The sequence below is a fragment of the Brumimicrobium aurantiacum genome (assembly GCF_003402975.1).
In the GTDB taxonomy this organism is placed as follows: domain Bacteria; phylum Bacteroidota; class Bacteroidia; order Flavobacteriales_D; family Crocinitomicaceae; genus Brumimicrobium; species Brumimicrobium aurantiacum.
Window position 1 is genome coordinate 165,061 of sequence record NZ_QURB01000002.1, and the last position, 25,957, is coordinate 191,017.

Here is a 25,957-nt window from a genome sequence, read left to right on the forward strand (position 1 = left end):
GGTTGTTGTAGGGGCGTTTGTTCTGGTGGTTTTTGTTTTGTGCCTTTTGCCACACCCCCCAAACAAAAACCGCCCATACACAAATCCACCGAATTTCACCCCCCATTTTGATTTGTTTATTACATTTGTATCTAAAATAAACTGATTATGTCTGTACATAAAAACGTTAAACGTGTAACAACTCACGTTTTACAGGAAATGAAGGATAACAACGAGAAGATTTCGATGTTAACTGGATATGATTTTTCTATGGCTAAAATAATTGATTCAGCTGGAATTGATGTGATTTTGGTGGGAGATTCAGCATCAAATGTGATGGCTGGTCATGAAACCACTTTGCCTATAACATTGGATCAAATGATTTACCACGCTGCATCTGTGGTTAGAGCAGTAGAACGTGCGTTGGTTGTTGTAGATATGCCTTTTGGTTCTTATCAAGGGAACTCTAAAGAGGCCCTTTCAACTGCTATTCGCATTATGAAAGAGTCTGGTGGACATGCCGTGAAAATGGAGGGTGGACAAGAAATTATTGAATCTATTTCTAGAATTTTGACTGCTGGAATTCCTGTTATGGGACACCTTGGTTTAACGCCACAATCTATTTATAAATTTGGAACTTACGTTGTTCGTGCAAAACAAGAAGAAGAAGCCAATCGTTTGATTGAAGATGCAAAAGCATTGGAAGCTGCAGGTTGTTTTTCCATTGTTTTAGAAAAAATACCAGCAGAATTAGCTGCACGTGTTGCCAAAGAAGTTTCTATTCCAATTATTGGAATTGGTGCAGGAAATGGTGTGGATGGTCAAGTACTTGTTGTACATGATATGCTTGGAATTAACAACGATTTTAATCCGCGTTTTTTACGTAAATACCACAATTTATACGAAGAAATGACCAATGCATTTAAACAATATATTGGAGATGTTCGTTCTGGTGATTTTCCAAACGAAAAAGAGCAATATTAGGCATGTCAGTAAATGTTATTTATGAGGACAATCACCTTATTGCGGTAAATAAATCTTCAGGTGACATTACTCAAGGAGATAAAACTGGAGATACACCATTACCAGATAAGATTAAGCTTTGGTTGGCCAAAAAATACGATAAACAGGGCAATGTCTTTTGTGGCGTGATTCACCGTTTAGATCGACCAACTTCAGGTTTAGTTATTTTTTCGAAAACGAGTAAGGCGCTTTCTCGAATGAATGAACTTTTTAAGAAAAAGGAAGTTCAAAAGGTGTATTGGGCTATTGTAGAAACTAAACCGGAGACTCCAAAAGGAACTTTACTGAATTATTTGAAAAAGAATAAGAAGCAAAATAAAAGTTATCCAGTGAGTAAAGGAACTCCTGAATCAAAAGAAGCGACTTTAGATTATGAATTAATTGCAGAAAGTGACCGTTATTTCTTATTGGAAGTTTATCCTAAAACGGGGAGACATCATCAAATTAGAACACAATTATCCAATATTGGCTGTGTAATCAAAGGTGATGTTAAATATGGTTCACGCCGATCAAATAAGGATGGGAGTATTTCCTTACATGCCCGAAAGGTTAACTTTATTCATCCTGTTAAAAAAGAACCTGTTGAAATTTTAGCCGACGTTCCAAATGATCCATTGTGGAAATGGTTTGAGAAGGAAGTGGAAAAGACTGTAGACATTTAGATGTTAGTCATTAGACTTTGTCTAACATCTAATTTTTTAGACATGCCAGTCTTTACGGTGAATTAAAAATCCGTGATAATCCGTGTTGCTTTCATTTATTGACATTTAGGATAAGAAAAAAGAGATTCCTCGTCGTTTCACTCTGTCGGGATGACAGTTTTCAGGGTTGAATAGGGGGAAAAGGAGGGGAAGCGAAGCTTTCCCTCCTTTTCCAGTTTAACTATAAATTAACTGTCATCCCGAACATCGAAGATGGAGGGATCTATTTTTGAATACCTAATAGTGTTGTTTATCGTTACCTTCGATAGGGAAAGATCTACAACCAATTCAAGGCTTCCATTAAATAGTACAAAAGGCTTCAAACAATTTCCTATCTTTGCAGCTTAAACAAATAGAACATTTACCATGGCTTTATTAATCGAGAAAGATACAATCTGTGCTTTATCTACTGCGAATGGAGTAGGAGCAATTGCTGTTATCCGTGTTTCTGGTGAAGACGCATTGAAAATTACATCAGCTATTTTTTCTAAGGATTTAACGAAAGTGGATTCTCACTCAGTACATTTCGGTACGATAAGAGATGCCGAGCAAAAAGTCATTGATGAAGTCTTGGTTACTGTTCTAAAAGAAGGAAAAAGTTTTACCGGTGAAAATACTACAGAAATTGCTTGTCACGGTTCTTCTTACATCAAACAGCAAATTCTTAACTTACTGTTTAAAGCAGGTTGTAGAATGGCTAATCCTGGTGAATTTACCATGCGTGCGTACTTCAATGGACGAATGGACCTTTCTCAAGCAGAAGCCATTGCCGACTTAATTTCTGCCGATTCTAAAAAAGGACACGAAATTGCCATGAATCAAATGCGTGGTGGTTATTCTGATAAAATTGCTCATTTGCGTCAGCGATTGATGGATTTTGCTTCATTAATCGAACTAGAACTCGACTTTTCTGAAGAAGACGTAGAATTTGCCAGCAGAACAGAACTCAATGAATTAGTTGTAGAATTGAAAGAGAAGTTAACCCTCTTGACCGAATCTTTTGCCTACGGAAATGCAATTAAACACGGAATTAGTACAGTTATTGCCGGTCGACCAAATGCAGGGAAATCAACTTTATTGAATGCCTTGTTAAATGAAGAGCGCGCCATTGTATCATCCATTCCAGGAACAACACGTGACACCATTGAAGAGCGTTTAACCATTGATGGGATTTTATACAATTTTATTGACACTGCTGGAATTCGTGAAGCAACCGATGAAATCGAGAAAATAGGAGTGGAGCGTGCCATGTCGGAAGTCAACAAATCCAACATTCTCCTTTATGTTTTTGATGCCAAAGAATTAGATAAGGAAACGGTTGAAAACGATTTAAAACGTTTAGAAAGAGAAGGATTGTCTATCGTATTATTGGCCAATAAAACGGAGGAAATGGATACTTCGAAATTATCTTCGTACAGCGAAAAATATCCAATTATTCCTATTTCAGCCAAAAAACACCAAGGATTAGAGGAGCTAAAATTAGAATTAGCCAAATCCGCCGAAGCCCTTTCCACAGAAAGCGATACCATCGTGATCAACGCACGACACTACGAAGCCTTTTACAACGCCCTTGCCGACATGAATCAAGTAGAGAACGCCTTAGCAATGCAAATTTCAGGTGATTTATTGGCTATGGATATTCGCAGTGCCATTCGTCATTTGTCAAGTATTACAGGTGAAATTACCACCGATGATTTGCTGGGGAATATCTTTGCTAATTTCTGTATTGGGAAGTAAAAACTGATGAATCTGTTTTTACAGGGAGAGGTTTGAGGAGGAAGAGGAAGAGAAAGAGGTTAGTGAATACCTCAGAATTATAGCTCATCACTTTGATTTTCCTAAAATAAAAAAGCGGTGTATCGAGAAGTGGGCTGGTTTTGTTAAAAGTGACCTCTCGAAATTAGTTAACATCTTACTTTTATTATCAATTTTACTATATTTAGACCTTGCATCTGAATTACTATTGAATACCAAATAAGTACAATCTTTTATAAAAGTTTAGGAATAAGATAAGTAGATGTAAAACTTACTGATTTCAAATATTGAAATAAATGAATAAAGAAAAATTAACCCTCTCCCAACTGGAACAATACCTTTCAAAAGTAGCCTGGATTCTTAAAGGACCTGTTGACGCTTCTGACTTTAAAGTTTATATTTTCCCCTTATTGTTTTTCAAAAGACTTTCTGATGTTTATACAGAAGAATATCAAACCATCTTAGAAGAATCAGATGGAGATGCTGAATATGCTAGTTTACCTGAATTTCACCGTTTTGAAATACCTAAAGGTTGCCATTGGAATGATGTAAGAGAGCAAACAAACAATGTTGGAGCGGCTATTGAACTAGCGTTGAGAGGAATTGAACAAGCCAATCAAGGATTGTTGTATGGTATTTTTGGAGATGCACAGTGGAGTAACAAAAACAAATTATCTGATCGTTTATTGACAGATTTGGTTGAACACTTCTCTCAATATGAATTATCCAATAGTTTGGTTGATCCTGATATGCTAGGAAACGCATACGAGTATTTGATTAAACACTTTGCAGATTTAACTAACAAAAAAGCAGGTGAATTTTATACACCAAGGTCTGTTGTTCATTTATTGGGTAAAATCTTAGACCCTCATGAAGGAGAGAGTATTTATGATCCTGCATGCGGAACTGGAGGAATGCTTTTAGAATGTGTTGATCACCTGAAAGAAAACAAGGAAGATTATAGAACGCTAAAACTATACGGACAGGAAAAGAATTTGACTTCTAGTTCAATTGCTCGAATGAATATGTTCTTGCACGGTATTGAAGACTTTCAAATAACAAGAGGCGATACTTTACGTCAACCTGCATTTTTTGATGCGGATGGTTTACGAACCTTTGATTGTGTGATTGCAAATCCTCCTTTTTCTTTAAAAGAATGGGGAGCAGAAAACTGGGCCAATGATCCATACGGAAGAAATATAGCCGGTGTTCCGCCAAAAGGAAATGGGGACATGGCTTGGGTACAACACATGATAAAATCTATGAACAGTTCTGGAAGAATGACTGTTGTTTTGCCACATGGAGCCTTATTTAGAAAAGGTGCTGAAGGAAAAATCAGAAAAGCATTACTGGAACAAGATTTATTGGAAGCAGTTATTGGTTTAGGTTCAAACATTTTCTATGGTACGCAACTGGCTGCTTGTGTTATGGTTTTTAAGCAAGTAAAAACAGCTGATAAAAAAGGGAAAGTGCTCTTTATTGATGCATCTGACCAAATACGTGTAGGCCGAGCACAAAGTTATCTCGAAAAAAAACATGTTGATCAGATTTACACATGGTTTAGTGACTATAAAGAAGTAGAAAATTATGTTTCTGTTGCCACACAGGAGGACCTTAAAGAAAATGATTACAACTTGAATATTCCACTCTATGTGGAGAAAATTATTGAAGATAACCTTCCTTCTGTTGAGGAAGCACTGGCTGATTTAAAGGAAGCATGGAGCGAGAGCCAGAAAGCTGAAAAGAAGTTTAAAACGATATTAAAAGAATTTATTTAGATGACTAATCAAGAATTAATTGATAATATTCAAAAGTACTATTCTGAAGCTCGTGATTCAGAATATAATCATAGTCAAATTACACGTGGAAGAAAACATTCAATATCTTCTAAAGTTGAAGATTTGTTCGCATATTTTCTATTAAAACAATTAGATAAAGAAAATACTGAATTATGGGTAGACTACCCTATGACCTATAAATCTAAAACGAAATTGACGAAGAAAAACAACCCTTCTTCAATCACAATTTATCCCGATATAGCAATTGTTAGAAATAATATTGTAACTGATGTTATTGATATTAAAATGGATTTGGGGTGGAAAAGGGATTTTGCCCCTACTTTGAATAAAGCATTAGAGGCAGTGAATGAATTGCAAAGTGTTAAAGTTGGTACTTATAAGAAAGTTGATGAGTTCGGAAATAAGACTAAAACAGGCTTTCCTATTAAATTTTCAAGTAAGTTAAAGTGGCATATCGTAGTAATAAGTGACCAAAACATTTCTCATCATCAAATGATTAAAAATGAAAGTACCGCTAGTATTTTATGTGCTGAATCAACATTGAATTTATACATTTTTACGCGTAACCAACATCCAAACGGTGGAATTCCTGAAATTCAACATGAGGAAATTGAACGATTTATTAATAACTCAAAATGAACCAAAAACAACTAGAAAAATACCTCTGGGGTGCAGCAACCCAATTACGCGGAACAATCGACGCAGGAGATTATAAGCAATATATATTTCCCTTATTGTTCTTTAAACGCATTTGTGATGTTTATGATGAAGAGTTTGAAACTGCACTAAAGGAAAGTGATGGTGATTTGGAATACGCTGCTTTCGAAGAACATCATCATTTTATTATTCCTAAAGGAGCGCATTGGAATGATGTAAGAGAAACCACTGTAAATGTTGGTGATGCTTTGCAAAATGCCATGCGTGAAATTGAAAAAGCAAACCCAGATACTTTGTATGGAATATTCGGAGATGCTTCTTGGACAAACAAGAACAGACTCTCTGATGAAACGCTTACGAATTTAGTGGAGCATTACTCTCAACACAAACTGAATTTAGCGAATGTTCCTGATGACCAATTGGGTAATGCTTATGAATACTTGATTAAAGAGTTTGCGGATGATAGTGGACATACTGCTGCTGAATTCTACACCAACAGAACAGTTGTAAAGTTGATGACCATGATTATGGATCCTCAACCAGGTGAAAGTGTGTATGACCCGACTTGTGGTTCTGGAGGATTGTTGTTGAATTGCGCATTGCATCTTAAAGAAGAAGGAAAAGAATACCGAACTTTAAAACTATACGGACAAGAAATAAACCTCATTACTTCTGCCATTGCACGAATGAACATGTTTATGCATGGAATTGAAGAATTTAGCATTGTGCGTGGAGATACCTTGTCACGACCAGCGTTCTTGGAAAATGATGAACTGAAAAAGTTCAATGTAATATTGGCCAATCCACCTTACTCGATAAAAGCTTGGGACCAAAAAGCCTTTGTAAATGACCCTTATGGTAGGAATTTGTGGGGAGTTCCACCGCAAGGTTGTGCAGATTATGCCTTCCAACAGCATATCCAAAAGAGTCTAGATGATAAAAATGGACGTTCTATTTCTTTATGGCCACATGGTATACTATTTAGAGATTCTGAAAGTGACATGAGACGTAAAATGATTGAAGATGATTTGGTAGAATGTGTGATTGGTTTAGGTCCTAACTTGTTTTACAACTCTCCGATGGAAGCGTGTTTATTGATTACAAAAAACAGAAAAGAAGAAAATAAAAAAGGGAAGGTGTTATTTATAAATGCTGTGAATGAAGTAAAGCAAGATAAAACAATGTCTTTTTTAGAAGAGAAGCACATTAACAAAATTTTTGGAGCATATAGTAAATATAAAAATATAGATGATTTTGCCGCAGTTGTTAATATTAAAGATATTATTGCGAAAAAAGGTAATTTGAACATTAGTCTCTATGTTCAGCCAGAAAAAAAACAAGGAGTTGGAGCTCTGCCCTTTGAAGAGTCTTTTGAAAACTGGATTAACTCAGGTGAAAAATTGAAATCATCAATGGATGAATTATTTAAAATATTGGAAAAATAATGGAAGCAGTATTAGAAAATATATTATCAATTGATAAATCAGATTGGAAACCGGTCAAATTTGGCGATGTAGTATTTGAACCTAAAGAGTCCAGTAAAGACCTAAGTGCAGATGGAATTAAACATGTGGTTGGACTGGAACACATAAGCTCTGAAGATATACACCTTAGAAACTCAAAAGGAATTGAAGAGCCAACAACATTTACAAAGCGCTTTTCTGTTAATGATGTATTATTCGGTAGGAGAAGGGCTTATTTGAAAAAGGCAGCTCAAGCTTCTTTTGAGGGTGTTTGTTCTGGTGATATAACTGTATTTAGAGCTAAGGATAAGCTGATTCCTGAATTACTTCCATTTATAGTTAACAACGAGAAGTTTTTTGACTATGCGATTAAGCATTCTGCTGGTGGACTCTCTCCAAGAGTGAAGTTTAAAGATTTGGTTAATTACGAATTCCTTCTCCCACCAAAAGACCAACAAGCTAAACTTGCTGAATTACTTTGGGCTATGGATGAGGTTGTTGAGAGGGAGAGAGAGGTTTTGACTAAATTAACAATAGATAAAACTGTCAGTTTAAAAGATTTTTTTAAGAAGGACACAAAAGAATTTCAATTAAAGCAAATTGGAAAGATAATTACAGGATCAACACCATCTACTAAAAATACAGATTACTGGAATGGAAATATTCAATTTGTTACTCCCTCGGATTTAGAGACCCAAATAGTTGTTGACAAAACAGAAAGATATATCACTGAAGAAGGGCTTAAAGTAACTAGGGAAATCCCACCTAATTCAGTCATGATAGTTTGTATTGCATCAGTTGGTAAAATGGGGATATCTTCTGAAACATGTGCCACTAATCAGCAAATTAATAGTATTATACCAAATAAGGATATAAATCCTAAATATTTGTACAATACATTAAGTTTATTCATACATAGAATTATATCTAGAGCTGCAAATTCAGTTGTACCAATACTCAATAAAAGTGATTTTAGTCTAATTAAAATACCTCTTTTAGATAGAATAGAACGAGAGGAATTTGTCAAGATTGCTGAAAAATTTGATAAGTCAATTACTGATTTTAAATCCAGAATCACAAGCTCTCAATCGTTACAAAAAAGTCTAATTAACCAGATATTTTAAGAAATGGATTTTAAGGGACCATATTGTTACACGTTATTTCTTTCTGGAGAAAAAGATAAACGTGTTTTATTCAAAAAGGACAGCAATGGCCATGAAACTAATTTTAAAAAACCAGTTACCAAATCAAAAACACCTAAAATTTATATTCTAAAAGCGAAGGAGAAAATAGTTTATGTAGGTTATGCAAGCCAGTCAATTGGTACTAGACTAGGTCAAGGAATACGAGCTACAGGTAAAAATGGATATCACGGTAATAAGTGGAAACAAGTTTCAGAATTAGAATTATTGGTGTTTATATTTGATCAAGAATTAAAAGGAAATAAGCACGATGATGATAAGCCACATATAGCTTTAGCAGAAGCGGTTGAAGCAGAATTGGTTTTTAAAGTTAGAAAGGAAACTGGAAAATGGCCGGAGTTTCAAAATGAAATTCATTTTAATAATGTGAGATTAGAAAAGGCTAAGGAGATTGCGAGGGAGATTTATGGGGAGGTGAGTGAAGAAAGGTAATATTTCGTTATACCTAGGGGTTCTAATTTAAAAATCTTCTTAATTTAGAGGAGTTAATTCAAATAACCACCTATGTTACACGCCATAAAACACAACAAAGTCAACCGTACCATATACAAAGCCAATGAGGATGCTCTAACATCATCTGTTTTTGAACGGTTAATGTATTTACCCCAAGAGTTGTTGCATTATATTTTCACTACTGCTTTATTTGACACCATTGAGGGCTTAGAACTACACCAAATAGAAAGTATAGAATTTTGGCCTAAATGGGATCCTGAATACACTTATAATAAGAATCATGTAGAGCCGGATGTTTTTATTCGTACTGTGAAACAAGATATAATTATTGAAGCCAAAAGGAATGATACTAAACAACAATCCAAGCATCAATGGAGAAATGAAATACAATCGTATTATAATGAATACGCAGAAGATGAAAAGCAATTGGTGTTTATAGCTCTAGGTGGTTTATATAGCACAGAAACAGAAACTATTGAAGTAAAGGAGGTATCACATCAAATTTACAAATGTACTTGGAAGAGCGTATTAAATACAATTCTGAATGTTACTTACGATATAGAACAAGCCAGTAATTACACCAATAATATTCGCGCGGTACTCAATGTATTAAGTGATATGGTAATGTGTTTTGAACTATTTGGTTATCCTACCTCGCCTTGGCTTGAACGTTTTATAAAATCAGTTAAAATTAATAATCAATCTATTCAATATTTTTCAACATCATGGACAAACTAAATACAGGAGAATTAAATGAAGCACTTAAAGATGTGCGAAAAGCTTATAGACTTATTGCTTTATATCAGAAAAGAGTATTAGATATCGTAAAATATTGCTCAAATAACTATAATGTCGTTTTCAATAGCGGTTGGGCTAAATTTAGTATACCAGCTCAAAACGGTAATAGAGCTAATATCAATTATTTATCTTGGAACTGGCTGTCTTTATATACCTACGAGTTTAATTTAGGACGAATAGATAGAGGAGAAGATCGCTACCATTTTAAAATAGTGCATCAGGCAGATACAGGATATTACGATGCAAATGCTGAAAAGAAAGTAGGGAAAATTAATGTGGATCAATTTGGAGATGTGAATACATCTAAAACACGTTTGTTTTTTGTACTCAGTAAAAATGACAATGGTTGCCCAATGCAACATGTCCTAAATGGAAACCTAACAACCCATGACAATCAACAGATTTTAAAAGGAAACTGGTTAGCTGTCCCTTTTGATTTACAACGATTCGCTAGTCAAGAAACTACTGATATGGTATTACAGGAGTTTAATGGGATTTGTAGAGATGCTTTTGGAGTTGAGATTAATAGTGAAAAACAAAAGTTAGATTGATAATTAAGAAATATGTAATAAAAGCCAGCTTTCACTAGCTTGTCCATAAAGATATTCTCGAAAGTTATAAAACGGTAGAATATTTAATGGCTCATTCTTATTATCATTGGCCAATGTATGATGAAGCGTTTAAGAAACTATTGGGTATCTTTGAAATGGCTATAAAATTACGATGTAAAGAATTAAATATACATTTATCAAACGATATGATGCACTAAATGTTCTCCTTTTAATTCTCATATCTATTGTTTAAAATTAGTATTGTGTATCGCGATATGCGATACAATACTAAGTCGTATTAGCTTTAACAGACTTAAAAGGTGACAACAATAACATATTTCCAATATTCCTATTCCCATATAGAAATTTAACCTTTAAAGTTGTAAGTCAATTAAAAAACACTTATTATTGCATATCGCGATACGCAATAGATTGAATGATGAAGACACAAAACCAGCAGCTTAAACCACAGGATGTTTTACTGTTACTTAAAATTGTGAGTAACAACACTCCTTCCTGGAATCAAAAACCAATGGCAGAATCCTTAGGCTTGAGTCAGTCTGAGGTGAGTGAAGCTGTAGGTCGTTGCAAATACGCTGGACTTTTAGCTCCAAATGGTAAAATGGTAATGCGGCTGTCATTGCTGGAGTTTTTGCAATACGGATTAAGATATGTGTTTCCCATTAAACCTGGACCTGTAGTGCGTGGTGTACCTACTTCACATTCAGCTAAACCACTGAGTGAAGAAATTCAAAGTTCAGAAGCTTATGTATGGCCTTATGGTAAAGGAACGGTTCGTGGACAAAGCATATTGCCTTTATACCCTTCGGTACCTGAGGCGGCTTTAAAAGATGAGAAATTATATGAATTGTTGGCCTTGGTTGATGCCTTACGAGTTGGAAGAGCAAGAGAGAGAGAGTTGGCCGTTTCAACCTTAAAAAAGAGATTAAACCTTGGAGAATAGAACTATCAACATAGCGGTTGTAGCAGAGGTTGCTGAAGCACTCCAACATATTAAAAGAAATATGGTATTTGTAGGTGGTGCAGTAGTAAGTTTATATACGGATGACCCTGCTGCGGATGAAATTCGGCCTACTCAAGATATTGATATGACCCTGAATATTATTAATCTAAGCCACTGGGAGGAGGTGCAAACACAATTAGGTGCATTAGGTTTTTATCCCGATCCTTTCGGTCATGCCATTTGTAGTTACAAATACAAAGATATTCCAGTAGATATAATGGCGACCGAAGATGGTCCGTTGGGGCCTGCCAACAGTTGGTACAAAATAGGTTTTGAAAACTTATGGTCCGCAAAAGCAAAAGCACAGGACATTAAAATATTATCCGCACCTTGTTATTTGGCTACCAAATTTGAAGCATTCAACAACAGAGGTATAGATTATCGAACCAGTCACGATATAGAAGACATAATTTATGTACTAGACAATAGGATAAACATCGTCGAAGAAATTTCCAAGGATGATAATCGCATAACTAATTTTATAAAGGAGCAATTACAAAATATCATTGACAAAGGTTTACTAACAGAGGTTTTAATGGCTCATATTCATCCTTTATTATTAGGTGAAAGGATGCCTTTTGTAGAAGAAAAAATCACCCAAATACTTAAAAACTAAATATGACATTTAACGAACTAAATTCTGTAGAAAATTATATCATTCATCAACTCAGCGGTGTTAATTTAAATTCAAAAGGAGCTGCAGAACCCATAGAGAAATATGGAGTGAAATGGACTTTTAAAAGTTCAGATCAGTTGAACCGATCAGTGAATGAAGTTTTAGACGAACAATCTTTAAAAGCGGCTTTGATGAGGTTAAATCCAAGTATTGCCGCTGATGAAAGTTTAGCAGATGAAGTCATTTATAAATTGAGAGCAATTTTAATTTCTGTAAACCAAGTTGGACTAGTGCGTGCGAATGAGGAGTTTTTCAAGTGGATGACTGGTCAAAAGTCAATGCCTTTTGGAGAGAATAATCGTCATGAAGTAATCCGTTTAATTGATTTTAAAGAATTATCAAATAATGAATATGTGGTGACTAGTCAATATCGCATTCACCACCGAGAAACAAAGATTCCAGACATTGTTATGATGATTAATGGAATGCCGGTTGTTATTGGAGAAGCGAAAACTCCAATTCGTCCTTCTGTTTCATGGTTAGATGGAGCCAATGAAATTCATAGAGTTTATGAAAATGCTGTTCCCCAGTTATTTGTACCAAATATTTTGTCTTTTGCTACAGAAGGAAAAGAATTGTATTACGGAACAGTGCGTACTCCACTTTTATTTTGGGCACCATGGCGACTCGAAAATGATGAAAACGAACTAGCAAAACAACTAGGATTGTCAGGTTTAGGTGCAGAGTTAACAGATTTACTTAATCCTAAACGTTTATTAGATATTTTATTAAATTACTCACTTTTCAGCACAAATAACAAGAACCAAAGTATTAAAATCATTCCTCGTTTCCAGCAGTATGAAGGAGCAAATATGATTGTTGAAAGAGTAATCGAAGGTCGTATTAAAAAAGGACTAATTTGGCATTTTCAAGGTTCAGGTAAATCATTATTGATGGTTTATGCTGCCCAAAAGTTAAGAAGATCTCCAGAATTGAAGAGTCCAACCGTTATCATATTGGTAGACCGAATTGATTTAGACACTCAAATCTCGGGAACTTTCAATGCTGCGGATATTCCTAATGTTGAAACAACCGATAGTATTAGCGAATTACAAGCAATGCTTGAGCGTGATACTCGAAAAATAATAATTACAACTATTCATAAATTCAGGGATGCAAAACCCAATATGAATACACGCGAGAACATTATTGTGCTAGTCGATGAAGCCCATAGAACCCAGGAAGGAGATTTAGGACGACAAATGCGTTCTGCTTTACCTAATGCTTTTTTGTTTGGGTTAACAGGAACTCCTGTAAACAAAGCAGATAAGAATACATTTTGGGCTTTTGGAGCTGAAGAAGATGATGGAGGTTATATGTCAAGATATACTTTTCATGATTCTGTTCGTGATGAAGCAACTTTACCGTTGCATTTTGAGCCCCGTCTTGTAGATGTTCATGTTGATAAAGAGACGATTGACAAAGCTTTTGCTGAATTAAAAGAAAATCTTGACTTAACGGATGAGGAAGCTGATGAATTAACCAAGAAGTCAGCTAAAATGTCAGCATTCTTAAAATCACCTGAACGCATAGAGAAAATAGTTGAAGATATTGCAACACATTATAAAGAGAAAGTAGAACCACATGGTTTTAAAGCGATGATAGTTACACCAGATCGCTATGCTTGTGTTCAATATAAAGAAGAATTGGATAAATTCTTTCCAGAAGAAGCGAGTAAGATTGTAATGTCAACAACTGCAAATGATCCGATAGAGTTCAAACAAAAATGGGGAGTAGACAAATCTCAGCAAACAAAAATCGTGGAGGAGTTCAATGATGAACATTCAGATCTGAAATTCATTATAGTAACATCAAAATTACTAACAGGTTTTGACGCTCCAATACTACAGACAATGTATCTGGATAAGTCAATGAAAGATCATACATTATTACAGGCCATTTGTAGAACAAATAGAATTTATAAAAATAAAAGCTTTGGTCGAGTAGTGGATTATTTTGGAGTATTCGATGATACGGCAAAAGCACTTCAATTTGATGAGGAAAGTGTTAAACGTGTAATCACAGATCTTACAGAGGTAAAAAAAATGCTTCCAGAAGCAATGGCTAAAGCATTGTTTCATTTTGAAGGTGTTGATAGAAAAATAACAGGTTTTGAAGGTTTAGAAGCTGCTCAAAATGCAATTAATACTCCAGAGTTAAAAGATGCCTTTGCTCAGGATTATAAACATTTATCAAAAATATGGGAATCACTTTCACCAGACCGTGTTTTGGATCAATATCTAGAAGATTATAAGTGGTTATCGCAAGTTTTTGAATCTGTACGCCCAGCATCAAATGATATAGGGAAATTGCTTTGGTTCTCATTAGGAGCCCAAACAACCAAATTAATTCATGAAAATATCCATGTTGGTGAAGTTCATAATTTGAATGAATTTGTTTTAGATGCCGATATCATAGAAGATATCTTCAACAATCCTGATCCACAAAAAACAAAAAGCTTAATACGAACATTAATAAGTCGATTTAGAGGCCGTGGTTCATTACCTAAATTCAAAAGCTTATCTGAGCGACTAGAAGAGCTTCGAGACAAGGCCGAAAAGGGATTAATTTCGTCAATTGAATTTGTTAAAGAATTATGTAAGATTGCTAAAGAAACCGTTCAAGCTGAAAAGGAATTACAGGAAGAAGTAAAAGAGAAATCTCCAAAGGCAGCTCTAACAGATTTATTCTTAGAATTAAAAACCGATCAAACACCTGCTGTAGTGGAACGAATTGTCACAGATATTGACTCAATAGTCCGGGTAGTGAGATTTGCAGGTTGGCAAGATAGTTCTCAGGGTGAACGTGAAGTTCAAAAATCACTTCGTAAAGCATTGTATAAATACAAATTGCACAAAGATCAAATGTTGTTTGATAGAGCTTATGCTTATATTAAAGAGTATTATTGATATGCGGAATGTTGTATAGATTTTAAAACGATTCATAATAAAAGTGAGGATAAGATGAATAACCTCACTTTTATTATGAATTTAAAGTCCAGCTCGCTAAAGATCTAAGTCAAAAGATTAAGGCAATGTTCATATCCCTAATTTGGATTTAAGATCTAAAGTAATATCTTTAGTAAGTACATGATTAAAAAGCTTTGAATTTGTACTTATAACCCATCCATTCTGATGTTTATTCTGTTTGCTGATTTCCTTAGCTGCATTTGAGGGGATTTCTATGGCTTTGATAATTTCACCTTCATTATTATACATTAAAACGGTAAGGAAATCGAAATCCCACGAACGAATTATCCCTAGTGATGTGCTTTTAATTTTTTCTCCAACTTTTCTCCCTTTTACTTGATAACTCTTTGAATTCGAGATAATATCAATACCTTTACTAGATACGTTTAGTTTTTCTCCACTATAATATTGATGTGAATAGAATTCAGTCATTTCTGCAACAATGTTTTTACTTCGCATTAGTTCATTAGCTATTGCATTTGCTGAAATGTTAAATTGTTTCCAGTGTTTTTGAATTTTATCGAATTTTTCTCTAGCCATGTTATCTAATTAATTGATTTTTAAGGATTTATGTTTTTGAGTATATTCTCAAATAAAGGATTTATTAAATTTTGAACTTATTGATATTAATTAGTTGCGTAAAAGTTTACTTTTGTTCTTCAATAAAATCAAACATATTTATTTTAGATAAATAATTCCTCCATAAATCTACACTATAATATTGACTACAATGCTTAATTGAAATTATAGGTATTTCTTTGTTATTAAGTGTGATGCTAAAGTCCCTAGAAACCTGGTTTTTGGAAACCCTGTGGTATTTTAATTTATTTCTTCTGCTATATATTTCAAATTTATCTAAAACAACACTTCCAATAAATAAGATACGATCAGGTTGTAAAACATCTAGAAGTTTAAAGAAGCTATCCCATCCTGCATAAATTTCCTTAGTAGAAGGTCTGGATTTATTAGAGTGCATCGGAACTTGAATAAAGTTATAAAAAGCAACGTTTTCCCATAATTCTGAAGTATCAGCTTTATCACTTCCAAAAACAGTTTTATGAAAGTTCGGAAACAAGCGTGCTTTTCTTTTGTCAGGATATTTTAGATATTCTTTTTTTATTCCAATATCATTAATTACGACCCTTGTGAAATTAACATTCTGATGTTTGTCGATTGAGGATTGCTCTTCTGGATTATAATAATGACTTTCTCCAACAATCAGAAGCTTGTTTTTCGAGTGGATATAATTTTTTCCAATCCAAGGTAGCCATGTTAAAGTTTTGTTTTCTACTAATCGATTCAAGTTTATTTCTGTTTTTTCCATATTAGGCGGTTTTAAGTTCCCTAAATTAATAATTTATCCCATTTGGCCTACAAAATTAATGTGCATATTTCAGCTCTTTCGTTTTCAAAAACACAAAATTCTTTACAGTCCCAATTCTCTCATCCACCTCAAACCCCGTATACCTCTCATTAAACCTAAAATACAGATTTTTCAAATACCCACCATCGTCATCCATCACATACAAGTCAATACGATTTTTAGTCAAGTTATTTGCTCCGTCTCTATCAATTCCATAATATTCTAACCTGTGCATAAACCAAATATGATCAGCCAAATCTGCTAAGTTATATTCGAGTTGGATGTCTGGAATCTGTGGTAATTGAAAAGGGTTTTCCTGGGTACGTTTAGCCGATTTTATTTTCTTAAGAATCATCCCACAACAATCCAATCGTCGAAGAAGTAGTTTTAATCTGAGAATAAAGTCATACTTTTCATCTGTTGTCAGCTTGACTTTTAAATTTCTAAATAAATTATTTTCATTATCTATGATTATCAATTTGATTCCATTTTGAGTGACATAATCTTCGATAAGTTCCAAGAATTCATTTTGTTCAAACTGCTTTTCTTTTTCAATGAAGAGCTTTTTGCTTTTAAAAGAGTTCAGTATTTCTGAAGCTTGATCAGTTGTTTCTTTATTCCAAGGCAGCTGCTCAAGTTGGTGCGATTGGATATTTCCAGCAATGGAAAGTAAACGTTTGCTTAGTTTTGATGGAGATTCAAATTGTGTTAAATACAAAACACCTGAATGTTCTGCGACTTCCAAAGCAAGCTGACCGATGAATGTTTGCTGTCCCATTGCAGCAGCTCCACCTAAAATGTAAAGTTCTCCTAATTTTAATCCATTGAGTTGATCGTCGATGTTTGAAAATCCTGTATTTAATGAAAGGAGTAAGGGATTCTCAGCTTTTTCTATTACCTTCTTCACTTGATGCTTCAAGCTAGATTCTCTTTTATCAGTGATCTCATTTTGTTCTTCCTTACTTTTCATCTCTCCACGATTTTAAAGTATCAGTTATTACATTGTCCTTCTGTTGACTTTTATTAAGAACAATGGCTCTGTGTATTGCTATATCTTTCATGCTTTCTAATTCCTTTAAAGCCTTTACAATTGCATCACGGTAATGTGTTGACTCGTTCTTAAAATCGATCTTCTTCGCGCCGTGTTTATGGTACAATTCAATAAACTCTTGTTGTTCAAATTTTGATTTGTTTTGAAGTATTTGTGCCAATTCGAGTAACATTCTGCGTTCTTTTTTTAGCGTTTCTTCGGCTAGAATTTGTGCCGCATCTATTACATTAGAAATCTCTTTTTCCACTTCTTCAATTTGATGAAAGCTTGTTGAATTTTCGGTTTTATTGCTTGCATAATGGTAAAGTTTTTCGCCCATTCCGGCGTTTTTAAAAGCGTTGTCAATTAAGCTATACGCTTTTTGAATATCTGAACTTGCACCCAATGTAATATACTCCTTTCCAAAAATGTACTTTTCTGCCATTATTCCAGCGAGCGCTACTGCAACTTTGTTTAATAAACTCTTTTTTGAAGTAAAGTCTTCATTGGAACGTGAAAACACAAAGCCTTCTTTTCCATCTGTGGCTGTTGCGGTGATGATTTTTGGTGCTTCGTTCAATAAATGAGCAATCACTACTGCGTGACCAGCTTCATGTACTGCTGTTATTGCCTGGTTCTCATTGTTTCTTGGTTTTCTTAATTCTCCTAATTTTGAACGCAATGGAATACTCAAAGCATTCACTTGATTGCTTTGGGAAAGAAAAGTACAGAGCAGTTTGTTGTCCTTTTCAGATAATGAAATTTCATGTATTTCCTTTTCTTCCTGTAATACAGCTTGAAATATAAGTGCCGTTTGCGATTTTATGAGTTGATAAATTGTGGTGAGAACAGGTCGAGCACCTTGGGTTGGATAAACGCCTTCATCATAAATCTTATCGATTAAAGTTGAGTCATAAGTCCAGTGAATGGAATAATGTTTTTCCAGCATTTTGAAGTACTCGCCAAGCTTCATCGTAATAAGTTGGCGATATGCTTTTTTGTTTAATGCAGGATAAATAATGTGATTATTTCCTAATCGTGCAATTTGTTCATCACGAAAACGCTCCTGCAAGGCTGATTTTATGTCGGGAACTGTTATCTTTTTGCTGACTTCATAAAATTCATCGGCAGAAATGTCTGTATTTAGGTTATTGTTGATTTTATAAGCTTCGTCCAAGTTTCCAACCACGAAAATGAGGGATTTACTGAATTTCCGTTCCACAGGTTGACGCGCAATGAGTAAGGCTTCCTCCAAAAAACGAATGGTTTCTTTGCCATTCAATGTTTTTAAATGCAATACCAACTCTTCAACCATGTCAAGATTATAGCGTTGCGGCACATATTTTACCAATTCGTAATGTAAACTTTGTGGAATAGCTAGGTATTCTTCGGGTTCCGTGTCGATTAACATTGCTGTTTTCATTTCTTCCAAAAACAAACTTTTCTCTTCGACAACTATTCCGTTTTCGATAAGCATTCCTTTCGAAATCAACATTTTTAGACTTCTGATGTGCTTTAGAATTTCAGTAACAATTTGTTTCCAGAAATTTTCAATAATTTTCCCTGAATCCAGCAAGTCCCACACCAATCGATGAGCGCCATTTTCCACTTCTTTTTTACCTGATAAATTCTTTTCAATGGTTCGTGCATGTTGAAATTCATCTAAAATGATGATCAAAGGCTCGTCATTTAAAACCGCGGCAATTTGTTGCACCGATTGATTAAAAGAATGCGGTCCATATTTCGCACCAAAATCAATCCGAAATGTTTTGTCTTTTATCTCTAATAACTCAGCGATTCTTAAAAGCAAAGAAGTTTTTCCTACGCCAGTAAGTCCCCATAAATTAACCACATTGGGTTGGGTCTGTATTTCCGCCAAAGTGTACCATGAGCGTATGTTGTCAACGACTTCATCAATTGCTTTGTCGATACCTGTAAATTCAGTTTTAAGTTGATTTCTAATCTTTTCTAAGCGATTAATTTTCTCATTAAATACTTCTTTTAACTCCATTAAATTGTTATTCATCTTCGTTTTTTATTTTGATTAAAACAAAGGTCAGGGCAGATGCCGCCAAATGATGTCGGAGGGTGGTTTTATACTTTTAATGCGTATCCGATACTTTACCAGTAAATTTTGAATTAAACTTCAATCCTCCATAAAACAGAGATTTATAAAATATGGTATATTATTAATTTCAATATATGACAATATTTAGGATTCATGACGCAAGCAATCCGTGATTATCCGAATTCACCTGAGGTGAAAATCCGTGATTATCCGCGTTGCTTGCAGTTCTGCTGCGTAAGCCCAAAGCATCCGTGTCATCCGTGTTCCATTACAGCGTAAACCATTTGCGAGGTAAAGGAGCTTAAATGATTTCACTACTGGCTAAGATTCCGATAGGCATTATACTTTTAAATAAAGGTGAATTAAGAGTAATTGTATTGAAATTCCTCCTTCATGCTCTCCAAAGGGGGAGGCGCTGTCAAGTAGCTTTCTGTTTAAACAAGCGTATTACTTCTTTAAAAAGTTTAAAAATGTTTTATTAAAAAGAGAATATTCGTGATTACTTCCCCCTTTGGAGGGGGACAAAGGGGAGGACTAGAAAAATAAAGATTCCTCCCACTAGAAATGTTGAAGAAATACCAATATTCTTATATTCGCTTAAAAACTCAATGTCAGCACAAGCCATCATTCGCCGTTACAAACGCATCATCGATCTCATAGAAACTGGGCAATTTCCTTCTATGGATGAAATTATGGAATATATCGAGCGTATAGGATTAAAAGCCTCTAAACGAACTGTTGAACGAGATTTTGAAGCCATTCGTAACGAGTTTAACGTGGAGATTGAATACAATTCTATTAATCGCGGTTACTTTATCAACAGAGAGAAGAGTTTAGCTATTGATAGTTTTCTGAGGCTATTGGAATTGGTTGAAACAGCAAATGTCTTTCAAGAGAGTTTGAAGGAAAGTAAAGAGACACTGAATTATATCGACTTTGAGTATGAAGGAAATGTTTCAGGTATTGAGTTTCTACAAGATATTCTAATGACAATTCGTAACTGTCAACGCATTCGATTTCAACACGATAATTATCATTCAGGAAAATCAAAAAAATATCAAATGAAACCTTATCTTATCAAAGAATATCAAGGACGATGGTATGTTGTGGGAGTGGTTTCAGGAATGGAAGAAGTAAGAACTTTTGGTTTAGATCGAATTTCGGAATTGGAAATACTCACCAAAACATTTGTTCCAGACCAATCACTTAATTTAAAAGAACGGTTTCATGATGTTGTGGGACTAACATATTCTTTAAGTGAACTCACTAGAATTGTAATTGCAGTAAAATCAACTCAAATTCCTTATTTAAAATCTCTACCCTTGCATCATTCACAGAAAATCCTTGAAGAAAAAGATGGCGAAACCTTGGTTGAATATTATTTAAAACCCAATTATGAATTTAGTCAGCTCCTTTTTATGCACATGGATAGATTGCGAGTTTTGGAGCCGGATTGGCTTGTTGAAGAAATGAATGTAATGTTGGAGAAGATGCGGGCGATGTATGCCAGGTGACCCGAATATGACACAGTTTTTTGAAGACTTCCGACTTAGTATTATAATCTAAGCATAGAACTTTATAGGATTTAAATGGAGTAACTCACCCCACAAACCCATCCAAAACCTTTACCCCCAAATCGGCACACAATTCACCATCCTCAACAACCTTCACAAATTTCAAATATCCTTTATGCGAGAAATCATCTTTAGCAAAAGGTACTAAGTCTGTAGTTTTAAAAACATCATCTTTGTTGTTTCGGGGATCTCCGGGATAAAGCAGCATCACATTTTCAGCATTCCAAAAACGAGCATAAGTGTAAACTTGACGCAAATCGTCAACACTGGCTGAGAATCCTGGTCTTTTCCACTTGGTATCGATAACGTATTTTCGTTTGGTCGTTTTGTGTTCAAGTACAATGTCTGGTTGTAGACTATTGCCTTTCCAAAAACTTTTAGAGCGTTGCGGAGAAACAGTGTAATCTTGAAAATTAGAACTTGGTTTTAGGGTTTCTTTCCTTAGTTGCACAAATACATATTCTTCCCACAATTCATTCATGTCAAAGAGTAGGGCAATCATATTTTCTCGTCCTTTATTGATGTCGGGAGAGTAATTTAAGATGATCAAGCGGGCCAATTCAAAAGCTCTTTTGTAAGGCATTGTTTTACGGTTAAAAACCACGCTTTCCAATAATTTGGGCGTCACTTTAATGTGTTCAACCTCAGGAAAAGACAAAGTCATGCGTCTCCACAAATCATTTAAACGTGAACCACGAGAAAATTGTCCCACAATATTCAAAGCAACAGCCAGAATTTGATGTAACTGATGATTGGTATCATACACTTGGTGTGTGGTGTAAAAACGTTCCTTATGAATGTGATTGTGACGGATGTTTTCGGCGAACTCTAATTTTCCTTTCAATGCTTTTACATTACCAGATTCTCGTCGGTATTGTTTTACTAAACCTCGGTGAATCAAGTATTCAATTTCTCTCAGAAAATATTCAAAATAGACTTCTAGCAAATTAAGGTTTTGCTTTTTCACTTGTGCTTCACCAGCTCTTTCGGCACTTAATCTTCCACACGCTTTTAGCATTTGCAACAAAACACCTCTCCATTCACTATCACTTTCATCTTTATCTGCCTTAGGATGAATTTGCAGCAATAATTCTCCGACTTGTAAAACACCCACAAACTGCTTGAACTTTATTCCTTTCGGGATAATGTCAAAATACGCGCTTTCATGAACGGTGTTCAGCTTTATCAGCGCATCTAAATGCGATTGATTGAAGCCTTCTTCACCAATGAATAAACGCCCATGTTCAAATCTGTTGATGGCTTTATTCACTCTTCCTTATTTTCTTCCTTAATTCCAAGTAAACCTTTCAATGCGGTGATAATATCAAAATCAGGTTGATCAAAATCCTTAAAAACATAGCGTTTTCTTTCTTCGAAGTAATTATCATTCGAAACAGCAAAAGTTACTTTATTTAGTTTTTCCATAAAGAAATAGGAGCCAATCACCATTTCCATTTTACTGTAATCTCCAAAGAAATATTCTTGAAGTAAAGGGATGACTTTATCCTTAAAAACATTTTTCAAGTCTTCTTTGCTTTTGACATTCAGGAAGTAAGAGTGGCCAATTGTATGGTCACGATCTACAAGTACTTCAATACGTTCATTTATTGTAGTTAAGAGTTGTGCTAGATTTATCCCTTCAATTTCAATATCCGTCAAAAGTTCAGGATTGGGCATCATTTCTTGGAAGGAGAATCTTCTACGTAATGCGGTATCGAGTGCTTCAACTGAACGGTCGGCGGTGTTCATTGTGCCGTATATATCGAGATTCGAAGGTACACTAAACAATTCTTTAGAATAGGGGAGTTTAATACTCAATTCATTTTTTGCGCCAGTTCTTTTATCAATTTCAATGAGGGTAATGAGCTCACCAAAAATTGCAGAAACATTTCCACGATTAATTTCATCTATGAAGATAGCATATCTATTATTTGAATCATTTTTCGCCTTTAAACACAGTTTTTTAAAGACACCATCTTCAATTTTATAACCGAGATCTATTGATTCTTCAGCTTCGTTTTCAGGTAAAATCGGTTTTATTCCCTCAATAAAGTCTTCGTAAGCAAAAGATTGATGAAAGGTAACAAAATCGTAGTTTTTGATAATTTTATCAGGATTAGGATTGTAATTATCGACAGAATCTTTGATGTCATATAATTCTGGAGCCAATTCTTTCACTTCATCTTCTAATATCTCCCAAGTTGAATCCTCTCTTTTATTAAAAATAAGTGGTTGTTGGCGATTGGCTACTTTTACAAATTCGCATTCATTTATGGTATGACTTTGTAGCTGTCCCCACAATGTTGGTCTGATTGTTTTTGAATTAGAAAGACTGGCTTTTTTCTCTATCCATTTATTGTTGAAGATTTCTGTAACTTTAGAATCACCAATTTCTAACAAAGCGATTCCAATTACCTGCCACCATGAGGAATTACTCACAACATTTTCAAAGTGTTGCTCCTTCGAAATAGAAGTTTCCTTTACTGTATAATTATCAAATAACTGATCTTTTAGAAAGTATGTTTTCCCAGTTCCAGGAGGTCCAAAAAGGATTTGGTTAATTGACTTTTTTGGATTTTGAATTGTTTCTAGTTCTTTTTTCTCACCTTTCATTAAAGCCATCAGTCGCTGATAGAAAAATTCATAATTATCACCGTCTGATTTATAGTTAGTGATATTGGTTAATGTTTTCAAAACCAGACTGTGACTCGTTTTCCAATTTCCATTTACTTTCCAATCTACTGTTCTGCTACTTTTATATTCTTCTTTGGAATTATTATGGTAATAATCTGAGGTTACAATACCATAGCCTAAAAGTTCATGTTTTCCTTTCTTTACGATTACAATGTCTCCAATTTTTATCTCTTTGGAAAATTCGAAATTTGCTGCAACGTTATTCTTTTTGCTTCCTTCACCGCCATAATTTTCCTGTAAAGCAGAATAAATATCATCTTTGGTATCGTATTGAGATAAATCACCTAATTCGTCCCAACCTATGGCCATTATTCCTTCTTCATAAAATGAATTCCAATGTTCTGCACTCCTTCCTGGAGAGTATATCCAATAATTTATTGGCTTTCTATCCGATTTTAGCCTTAACTCTAAATTATCTTGAAGTTTTTTAAAGCGTACTTCATTAGGAATTATGTTTTCTATTCTAGAATTTGAAGCAGTTTCTGTAATGATAGAATAATTTTTATCTAACCATTTGTACAGTAGCGAAGGGTCATCTATAGTGAATTCTCCAATATTTAACCAGGCTCTTTCGCCTTTCTTATCCCATTTTATCCCTGCAAATTTTGCAGCTAGTTCTTTATAAAATGCTATTATTTCAAGGTCTTCTATTCCTGGAAATACTATTTCAAAATGTGCTTTGAAACCATCATGTTGGGTTGGACTTATAACGAGACCTCCACTTTTTGTGGAGTTAGCACCTCCACTTTTATCTAATAGGCCTACAAAACAATATTTTTCTGTCCCCTGAAACACCAAACCATGTGCAAACTTTCCACCAGGGTATTTTTTGTCGTTGGTACTTGCTCTTTGTCTGACCAGAAATTTAAAATTTTTATTATGCTTTTCTCTATATGTAAGTAAGAGTTCGTGTATTTTTTGATGAAAATGCATTATACTATTTTTATTCATCCGCTCTAAAAACGGTATAAGTTAAACTGATTGTCCCAGTATTTCTGTGCGTTAAATTAACAAACTAGTGTTGAATAAACAAAGGTTATTTCTTCTTTTGTTTTACCCTATATCTCACTCCACCTCAAAACCTGTCACCCCAAATAGCTTCCTAACATCCTCTTTTGAAACCTTATCATAATATATCCTAGTACATTCAAAAACATATATTGAATATGTTATGATTTATTCTTTGCAATTTCCCCAACCCAATGTAACCAATGTTACTCCTATAACAAAAGCTAGAGGGTACTTTTGTCTTTGTATTATTTATAAACAAACAGAAGTAATGGAAATTATAGGGTACATCAGTGCATTAGTTATAGGATTATCATTAGGATTAATTGGTGGAGGAGGTTCAATATTGGCGGTTCCAGTGTTGGCATATTTGTTTTCAATTAATGAAAAGGCAGCTACAGCCTATTCGCTATTTATTGTGGGTGCAAGTGCTTTGGTGGGTGGTTTAAAACAGCATTTTAAAGGCTTGGTAGATTGGCGAACAGCAATTGTTTTTGGTTTGCCAGCAATTGTTGGTGTTTCATTAGTTAGACGTTTTGTTGTTCCTGCTCTTCCAGATGTGATTTTTACACTTGGTGATTTTGATTTTACCCGTAGAATGGCCATGTTTGGGTTGTTTGCAGCGCTTATGATTCCTGCGGCTTTCTCTATGTTAAAAGAAAGAAAAGAAACGAAAAAATCTTCAGGTCCTGTGAAATACAATTATCCTTTGATTTTACTTGAAGGTTTAATCGTTGGTGGGGTGACAGGAATGATTGGAGCAGGAGGTGGTTTTTTAATTATCCCTGCATTGGTTATTTTAGCTAATGTAGAAATGAAGGTGGCAGTCGCTACTTCGTTAATTATCATTGCTTTTAAATCGCTTTTAGGATTCTTCTTAGGAGATGCCTTGACAATGGAAATTGACTGGACTTTCTTGTCCATATTCACCGTTTTATCTTTGGTTGGAATCTTTATCGGAAGTTATTTAGGGAACTTCATTGACGGTAAAAAATTGAAAAAAGGATTTGGTTATTTTATCTTCGTAATGGCTGTATTTATTTTTGTCATGGAGTTTATTGTACCGCAATAAAGTTTAAATAGGGTTAAAATAAGAATAGAATCAACCAAAATAGAACATAAAAAAACAAAAGAGAGATAAACTAAATTATCTCTCTTTGCTTTGTTTGG

The 25,957-nt window shown here is 34.5% G+C and carries 21 protein-coding genes; 15 read left to right on the forward strand and 6 right to left on the reverse strand.

Features of this window, described 5'->3' with window-relative positions:
- Window positions 1-147 precede the first annotated feature (147 nt).
- The 13 genes from panB (at window position 148) to DXU93_RS04115 (ending at window position 14,990) form a co-directional block, all read left to right on the forward strand.
- Entirely contained in the window at window positions 148-963 is an 816-nt protein-coding gene (gene panB, locus DXU93_RS04055) for a 3-methyl-2-oxobutanoate hydroxymethyltransferase (protein ID WP_116879982.1), read from the forward strand.
- Window positions 964-965: 2 nt separating this feature from the next.
- Window positions 966-1,664, forward strand: coding sequence for an RluA family pseudouridine synthase (locus DXU93_RS04060; protein WP_116879983.1), 699 nt, complete (start codon window positions 966-968; stop codon window positions 1,662-1,664).
- A gap of 405 nt (window positions 1,665-2,069) precedes the next feature.
- Window positions 2,070-3,440: a tRNA uridine-5-carboxymethylaminomethyl(34) synthesis GTPase MnmE gene (gene mnmE / locus DXU93_RS04065; protein ID WP_116879984.1), complete on the forward strand. Its 1,371-nt coding sequence runs from the start codon at window positions 2,070-2,072 to the stop codon at window positions 3,438-3,440.
- Between the two features lie 314 nt (window positions 3,441-3,754).
- Window positions 3,755-5,236 carry a type I restriction-modification system subunit M gene (locus DXU93_RS04070; RefSeq protein ID WP_116879985.1) on the forward strand — a complete coding sequence of 494 codons (1,482 nt, stop codon included), beginning with the start codon at window positions 3,755-3,757 and terminating at the stop codon, window positions 5,234-5,236.
- Window positions 5,237-5,896, forward strand: a complete 660-nt coding sequence (locus tag DXU93_RS04075; RefSeq protein WP_116879986.1) for a hypothetical protein — start codon at window positions 5,237-5,239, stop codon at window positions 5,894-5,896. It begins immediately after the preceding gene.
- On the forward strand, window positions 5,893-7,359 hold the full coding sequence (locus tag DXU93_RS04080; RefSeq protein WP_116879987.1) for a type I restriction-modification system subunit M: 1,467 nt from the start codon (window positions 5,893-5,895) through the stop codon (window positions 7,357-7,359). Before DXU93_RS04075 ends, DXU93_RS04080 begins: the two co-directional genes overlap by 4 nt.
- Window positions 7,359-8,501, forward strand: coding sequence for a restriction endonuclease subunit S (locus DXU93_RS04085; protein WP_116879988.1), 1,143 nt, complete (start codon window positions 7,359-7,361; stop codon window positions 8,499-8,501). Before DXU93_RS04080 ends, DXU93_RS04085 begins: the two co-directional genes overlap by 1 nt.
- Window positions 8,502-8,504: 3 nt before the next feature.
- Window positions 8,505-9,011 carry a hypothetical protein gene (locus tag DXU93_RS04090; protein ID WP_116879989.1) on the forward strand — a complete coding sequence of 169 codons (507 nt, stop codon included), beginning with the start codon at window positions 8,505-8,507 and terminating at the stop codon, window positions 9,009-9,011.
- A 72-nt stretch (window positions 9,012-9,083) separates the two neighbouring features.
- A complete protein-coding gene (locus DXU93_RS04095) occupies window positions 9,084-9,770 on the forward strand; it encodes a hypothetical protein (RefSeq protein WP_116879990.1) in 687 nt (228 codons plus the stop codon).
- Window positions 9,758-10,381, forward strand: a complete 624-nt coding sequence (locus tag DXU93_RS04100; RefSeq protein ID WP_116879991.1) for a hypothetical protein — start codon at window positions 9,758-9,760, stop codon at window positions 10,379-10,381. The genes DXU93_RS04095 and DXU93_RS04100 overlap by 13 nt, the downstream gene beginning before the upstream one ends.
- Window positions 10,382-10,817: 436 nt before the next feature.
- Entirely contained in the window at window positions 10,818-11,345 is a 528-nt protein-coding gene (locus DXU93_RS04105) for a hypothetical protein (protein WP_240623418.1), read from the forward strand.
- Entirely contained in the window at window positions 11,335-12,021 is a 687-nt protein-coding gene (locus tag DXU93_RS04110) for a nucleotidyl transferase AbiEii/AbiGii toxin family protein (RefSeq protein WP_116879992.1), read from the forward strand. The genes DXU93_RS04105 and DXU93_RS04110 overlap by 11 nt, the downstream gene beginning before the upstream one ends.
- 2 nt (window positions 12,022-12,023) lie before the next feature.
- On the forward strand, window positions 12,024-14,990 hold the full coding sequence (locus DXU93_RS04115; protein WP_116879993.1) for a type I restriction endonuclease subunit R: 2,967 nt from the start codon (window positions 12,024-12,026) through the stop codon (window positions 14,988-14,990).
- Window positions 14,991-15,119: 129 nt separating this feature from the next.
- Here the strand turns inward: DXU93_RS04115 and DXU93_RS04120 are convergent, their stop codons facing one another.
- The 4 genes from DXU93_RS04120 to DXU93_RS04135 all read right to left on the reverse strand — a co-directional run bounded on the left by DXU93_RS04120 (window position 15,120) and on the right by DXU93_RS04135 (window position 19,469).
- Window positions 15,120-15,590, reverse strand: a complete 471-nt coding sequence (locus DXU93_RS04120) for a hypothetical protein (protein ID WP_116879994.1) — start codon at window positions 15,588-15,590, stop codon at window positions 15,120-15,122.
- 106 nt (window positions 15,591-15,696) lie between these two features.
- Window positions 15,697-16,374, reverse strand: a complete 678-nt coding sequence (locus tag DXU93_RS04125) for a uracil-DNA glycosylase family protein (RefSeq protein ID WP_116879995.1) — start codon at window positions 16,372-16,374, stop codon at window positions 15,697-15,699.
- 55 nt (window positions 16,375-16,429) lie between these two features.
- Window positions 16,430-17,383, reverse strand: coding sequence for a DnaB-like helicase C-terminal domain-containing protein (locus tag DXU93_RS04130; RefSeq protein ID WP_116879996.1), 954 nt, complete (start codon window positions 17,381-17,383; stop codon window positions 16,430-16,432).
- Window positions 17,373-19,469, reverse strand: coding sequence for a hypothetical protein (locus tag DXU93_RS04135; protein ID WP_116879997.1), 2,097 nt, complete (start codon window positions 19,467-19,469; stop codon window positions 17,373-17,375). Before DXU93_RS04135 ends, DXU93_RS04130 begins: the two co-directional genes overlap by 11 nt.
- A gap of 650 nt (window positions 19,470-20,119) precedes the next feature.
- On the opposite strand from DXU93_RS04135, the gene DXU93_RS04140 reads away from it, so the two are divergent.
- A complete protein-coding gene (locus DXU93_RS04140) occupies window positions 20,120-21,025 on the forward strand; it encodes a helix-turn-helix transcriptional regulator (RefSeq protein WP_116879998.1) in 906 nt (301 codons plus the stop codon).
- Window positions 21,026-21,110: 85 nt separating this feature from the next.
- Here DXU93_RS04140 and DXU93_RS04145 read toward each other — a convergent pair whose 3' ends face one another.
- A complete protein-coding gene (locus DXU93_RS04145) occupies window positions 21,111-22,355 on the reverse strand; it encodes an McrC family protein (RefSeq protein WP_116879999.1) in 1,245 nt (414 codons plus the stop codon).
- Window positions 22,352-24,712 (reverse strand): AAA family ATPase, encoded by a 2,361-nt coding sequence (locus DXU93_RS15120; protein WP_205679228.1) that lies wholly within the window; start codon window positions 24,710-24,712, stop codon window positions 22,352-22,354. The genes DXU93_RS04145 and DXU93_RS15120 overlap by 4 nt, the downstream gene beginning before the upstream one ends.
- A 346-nt stretch (window positions 24,713-25,058) precedes the next feature.
- Here DXU93_RS15120 and DXU93_RS04155 point away from each other — a divergent pair, with 346 nt between their 5' ends.
- Window positions 25,059-25,859 carry a sulfite exporter TauE/SafE family protein gene (locus DXU93_RS04155; RefSeq protein ID WP_116880001.1) on the forward strand — a complete coding sequence of 267 codons (801 nt, stop codon included), beginning with the start codon at window positions 25,059-25,061 and terminating at the stop codon, window positions 25,857-25,859.
- Window positions 25,860-25,957: the final 98 nt, after the last annotated feature.

Coding starts and splice junctions, on each gene's coding strand:
- panB (WP_116879982.1), top strand. CDS start 148: ATGTCTGTACATAAAAACGTTAAACGTGTAACAACTCACGTTTTACAG.
- DXU93_RS04060 (WP_116879983.1), top strand. CDS start 966: ATGTCAGTAAATGTTATTTATGAGGACAATCACCTTATTGCGGTAAAT.
- mnmE (WP_116879984.1), top strand. CDS start 2,070: ATGGCTTTATTAATCGAGAAAGATACAATCTGTGCTTTATCTACTGCG.
- DXU93_RS04070 (WP_116879985.1), top strand. CDS start 3,755: ATGAATAAAGAAAAATTAACCCTCTCCCAACTGGAACAATACCTTTCA.
- DXU93_RS04075 (WP_116879986.1), top strand. CDS start 5,237: ATGACTAATCAAGAATTAATTGATAATATTCAAAAGTACTATTCTGAA.
- DXU93_RS04080 (WP_116879987.1), top strand. CDS start 5,893: ATGAACCAAAAACAACTAGAAAAATACCTCTGGGGTGCAGCAACCCAA.
- DXU93_RS04085 (WP_116879988.1), top strand. CDS start 7,359: ATGGAAGCAGTATTAGAAAATATATTATCAATTGATAAATCAGATTGG.
- DXU93_RS04090 (WP_116879989.1), top strand. CDS start 8,505: ATGGATTTTAAGGGACCATATTGTTACACGTTATTTCTTTCTGGAGAA.
- DXU93_RS04095 (WP_116879990.1), top strand. CDS start 9,084: ATGTTACACGCCATAAAACACAACAAAGTCAACCGTACCATATACAAA.
- DXU93_RS04100 (WP_116879991.1), top strand. CDS start 9,758: ATGGACAAACTAAATACAGGAGAATTAAATGAAGCACTTAAAGATGTG.
- DXU93_RS04105 (WP_240623418.1), top strand. CDS start 10,818: ATGATGAAGACACAAAACCAGCAGCTTAAACCACAGGATGTTTTACTG.
- DXU93_RS04115 (WP_116879993.1), top strand. CDS start 12,024: ATGACATTTAACGAACTAAATTCTGTAGAAAATTATATCATTCATCAA.
- DXU93_RS04120 (WP_116879994.1), bottom strand. CDS start 15,590: ATGGCTAGAGAAAAATTCGATAAAATTCAAAAACACTGGAAACAATTT.
- DXU93_RS04125 (WP_116879995.1), bottom strand. CDS start 16,374: ATGGAAAAAACAGAAATAAACTTGAATCGATTAGTAGAAAACAAAACT.
- DXU93_RS04130 (WP_116879996.1), bottom strand. CDS start 17,383: ATGAAAAGTAAGGAAGAACAAAATGAGATCACTGATAAAAGAGAATCT.
- DXU93_RS04135 (WP_116879997.1), bottom strand. CDS start 19,469: ATGAATAACAATTTAATGGAGTTAAAAGAAGTATTTAATGAGAAAATT.
- DXU93_RS04140 (WP_116879998.1), top strand. CDS start 20,120: ATGTCAGCACAAGCCATCATTCGCCGTTACAAACGCATCATCGATCTC.
- DXU93_RS15120 (WP_205679228.1), bottom strand. CDS start 24,712: ATGCATTTTCATCAAAAAATACACGAACTCTTACTTACATATAGAGAA.
- DXU93_RS04155 (WP_116880001.1), top strand. CDS start 25,059: ATGGAAATTATAGGGTACATCAGTGCATTAGTTATAGGATTATCATTA.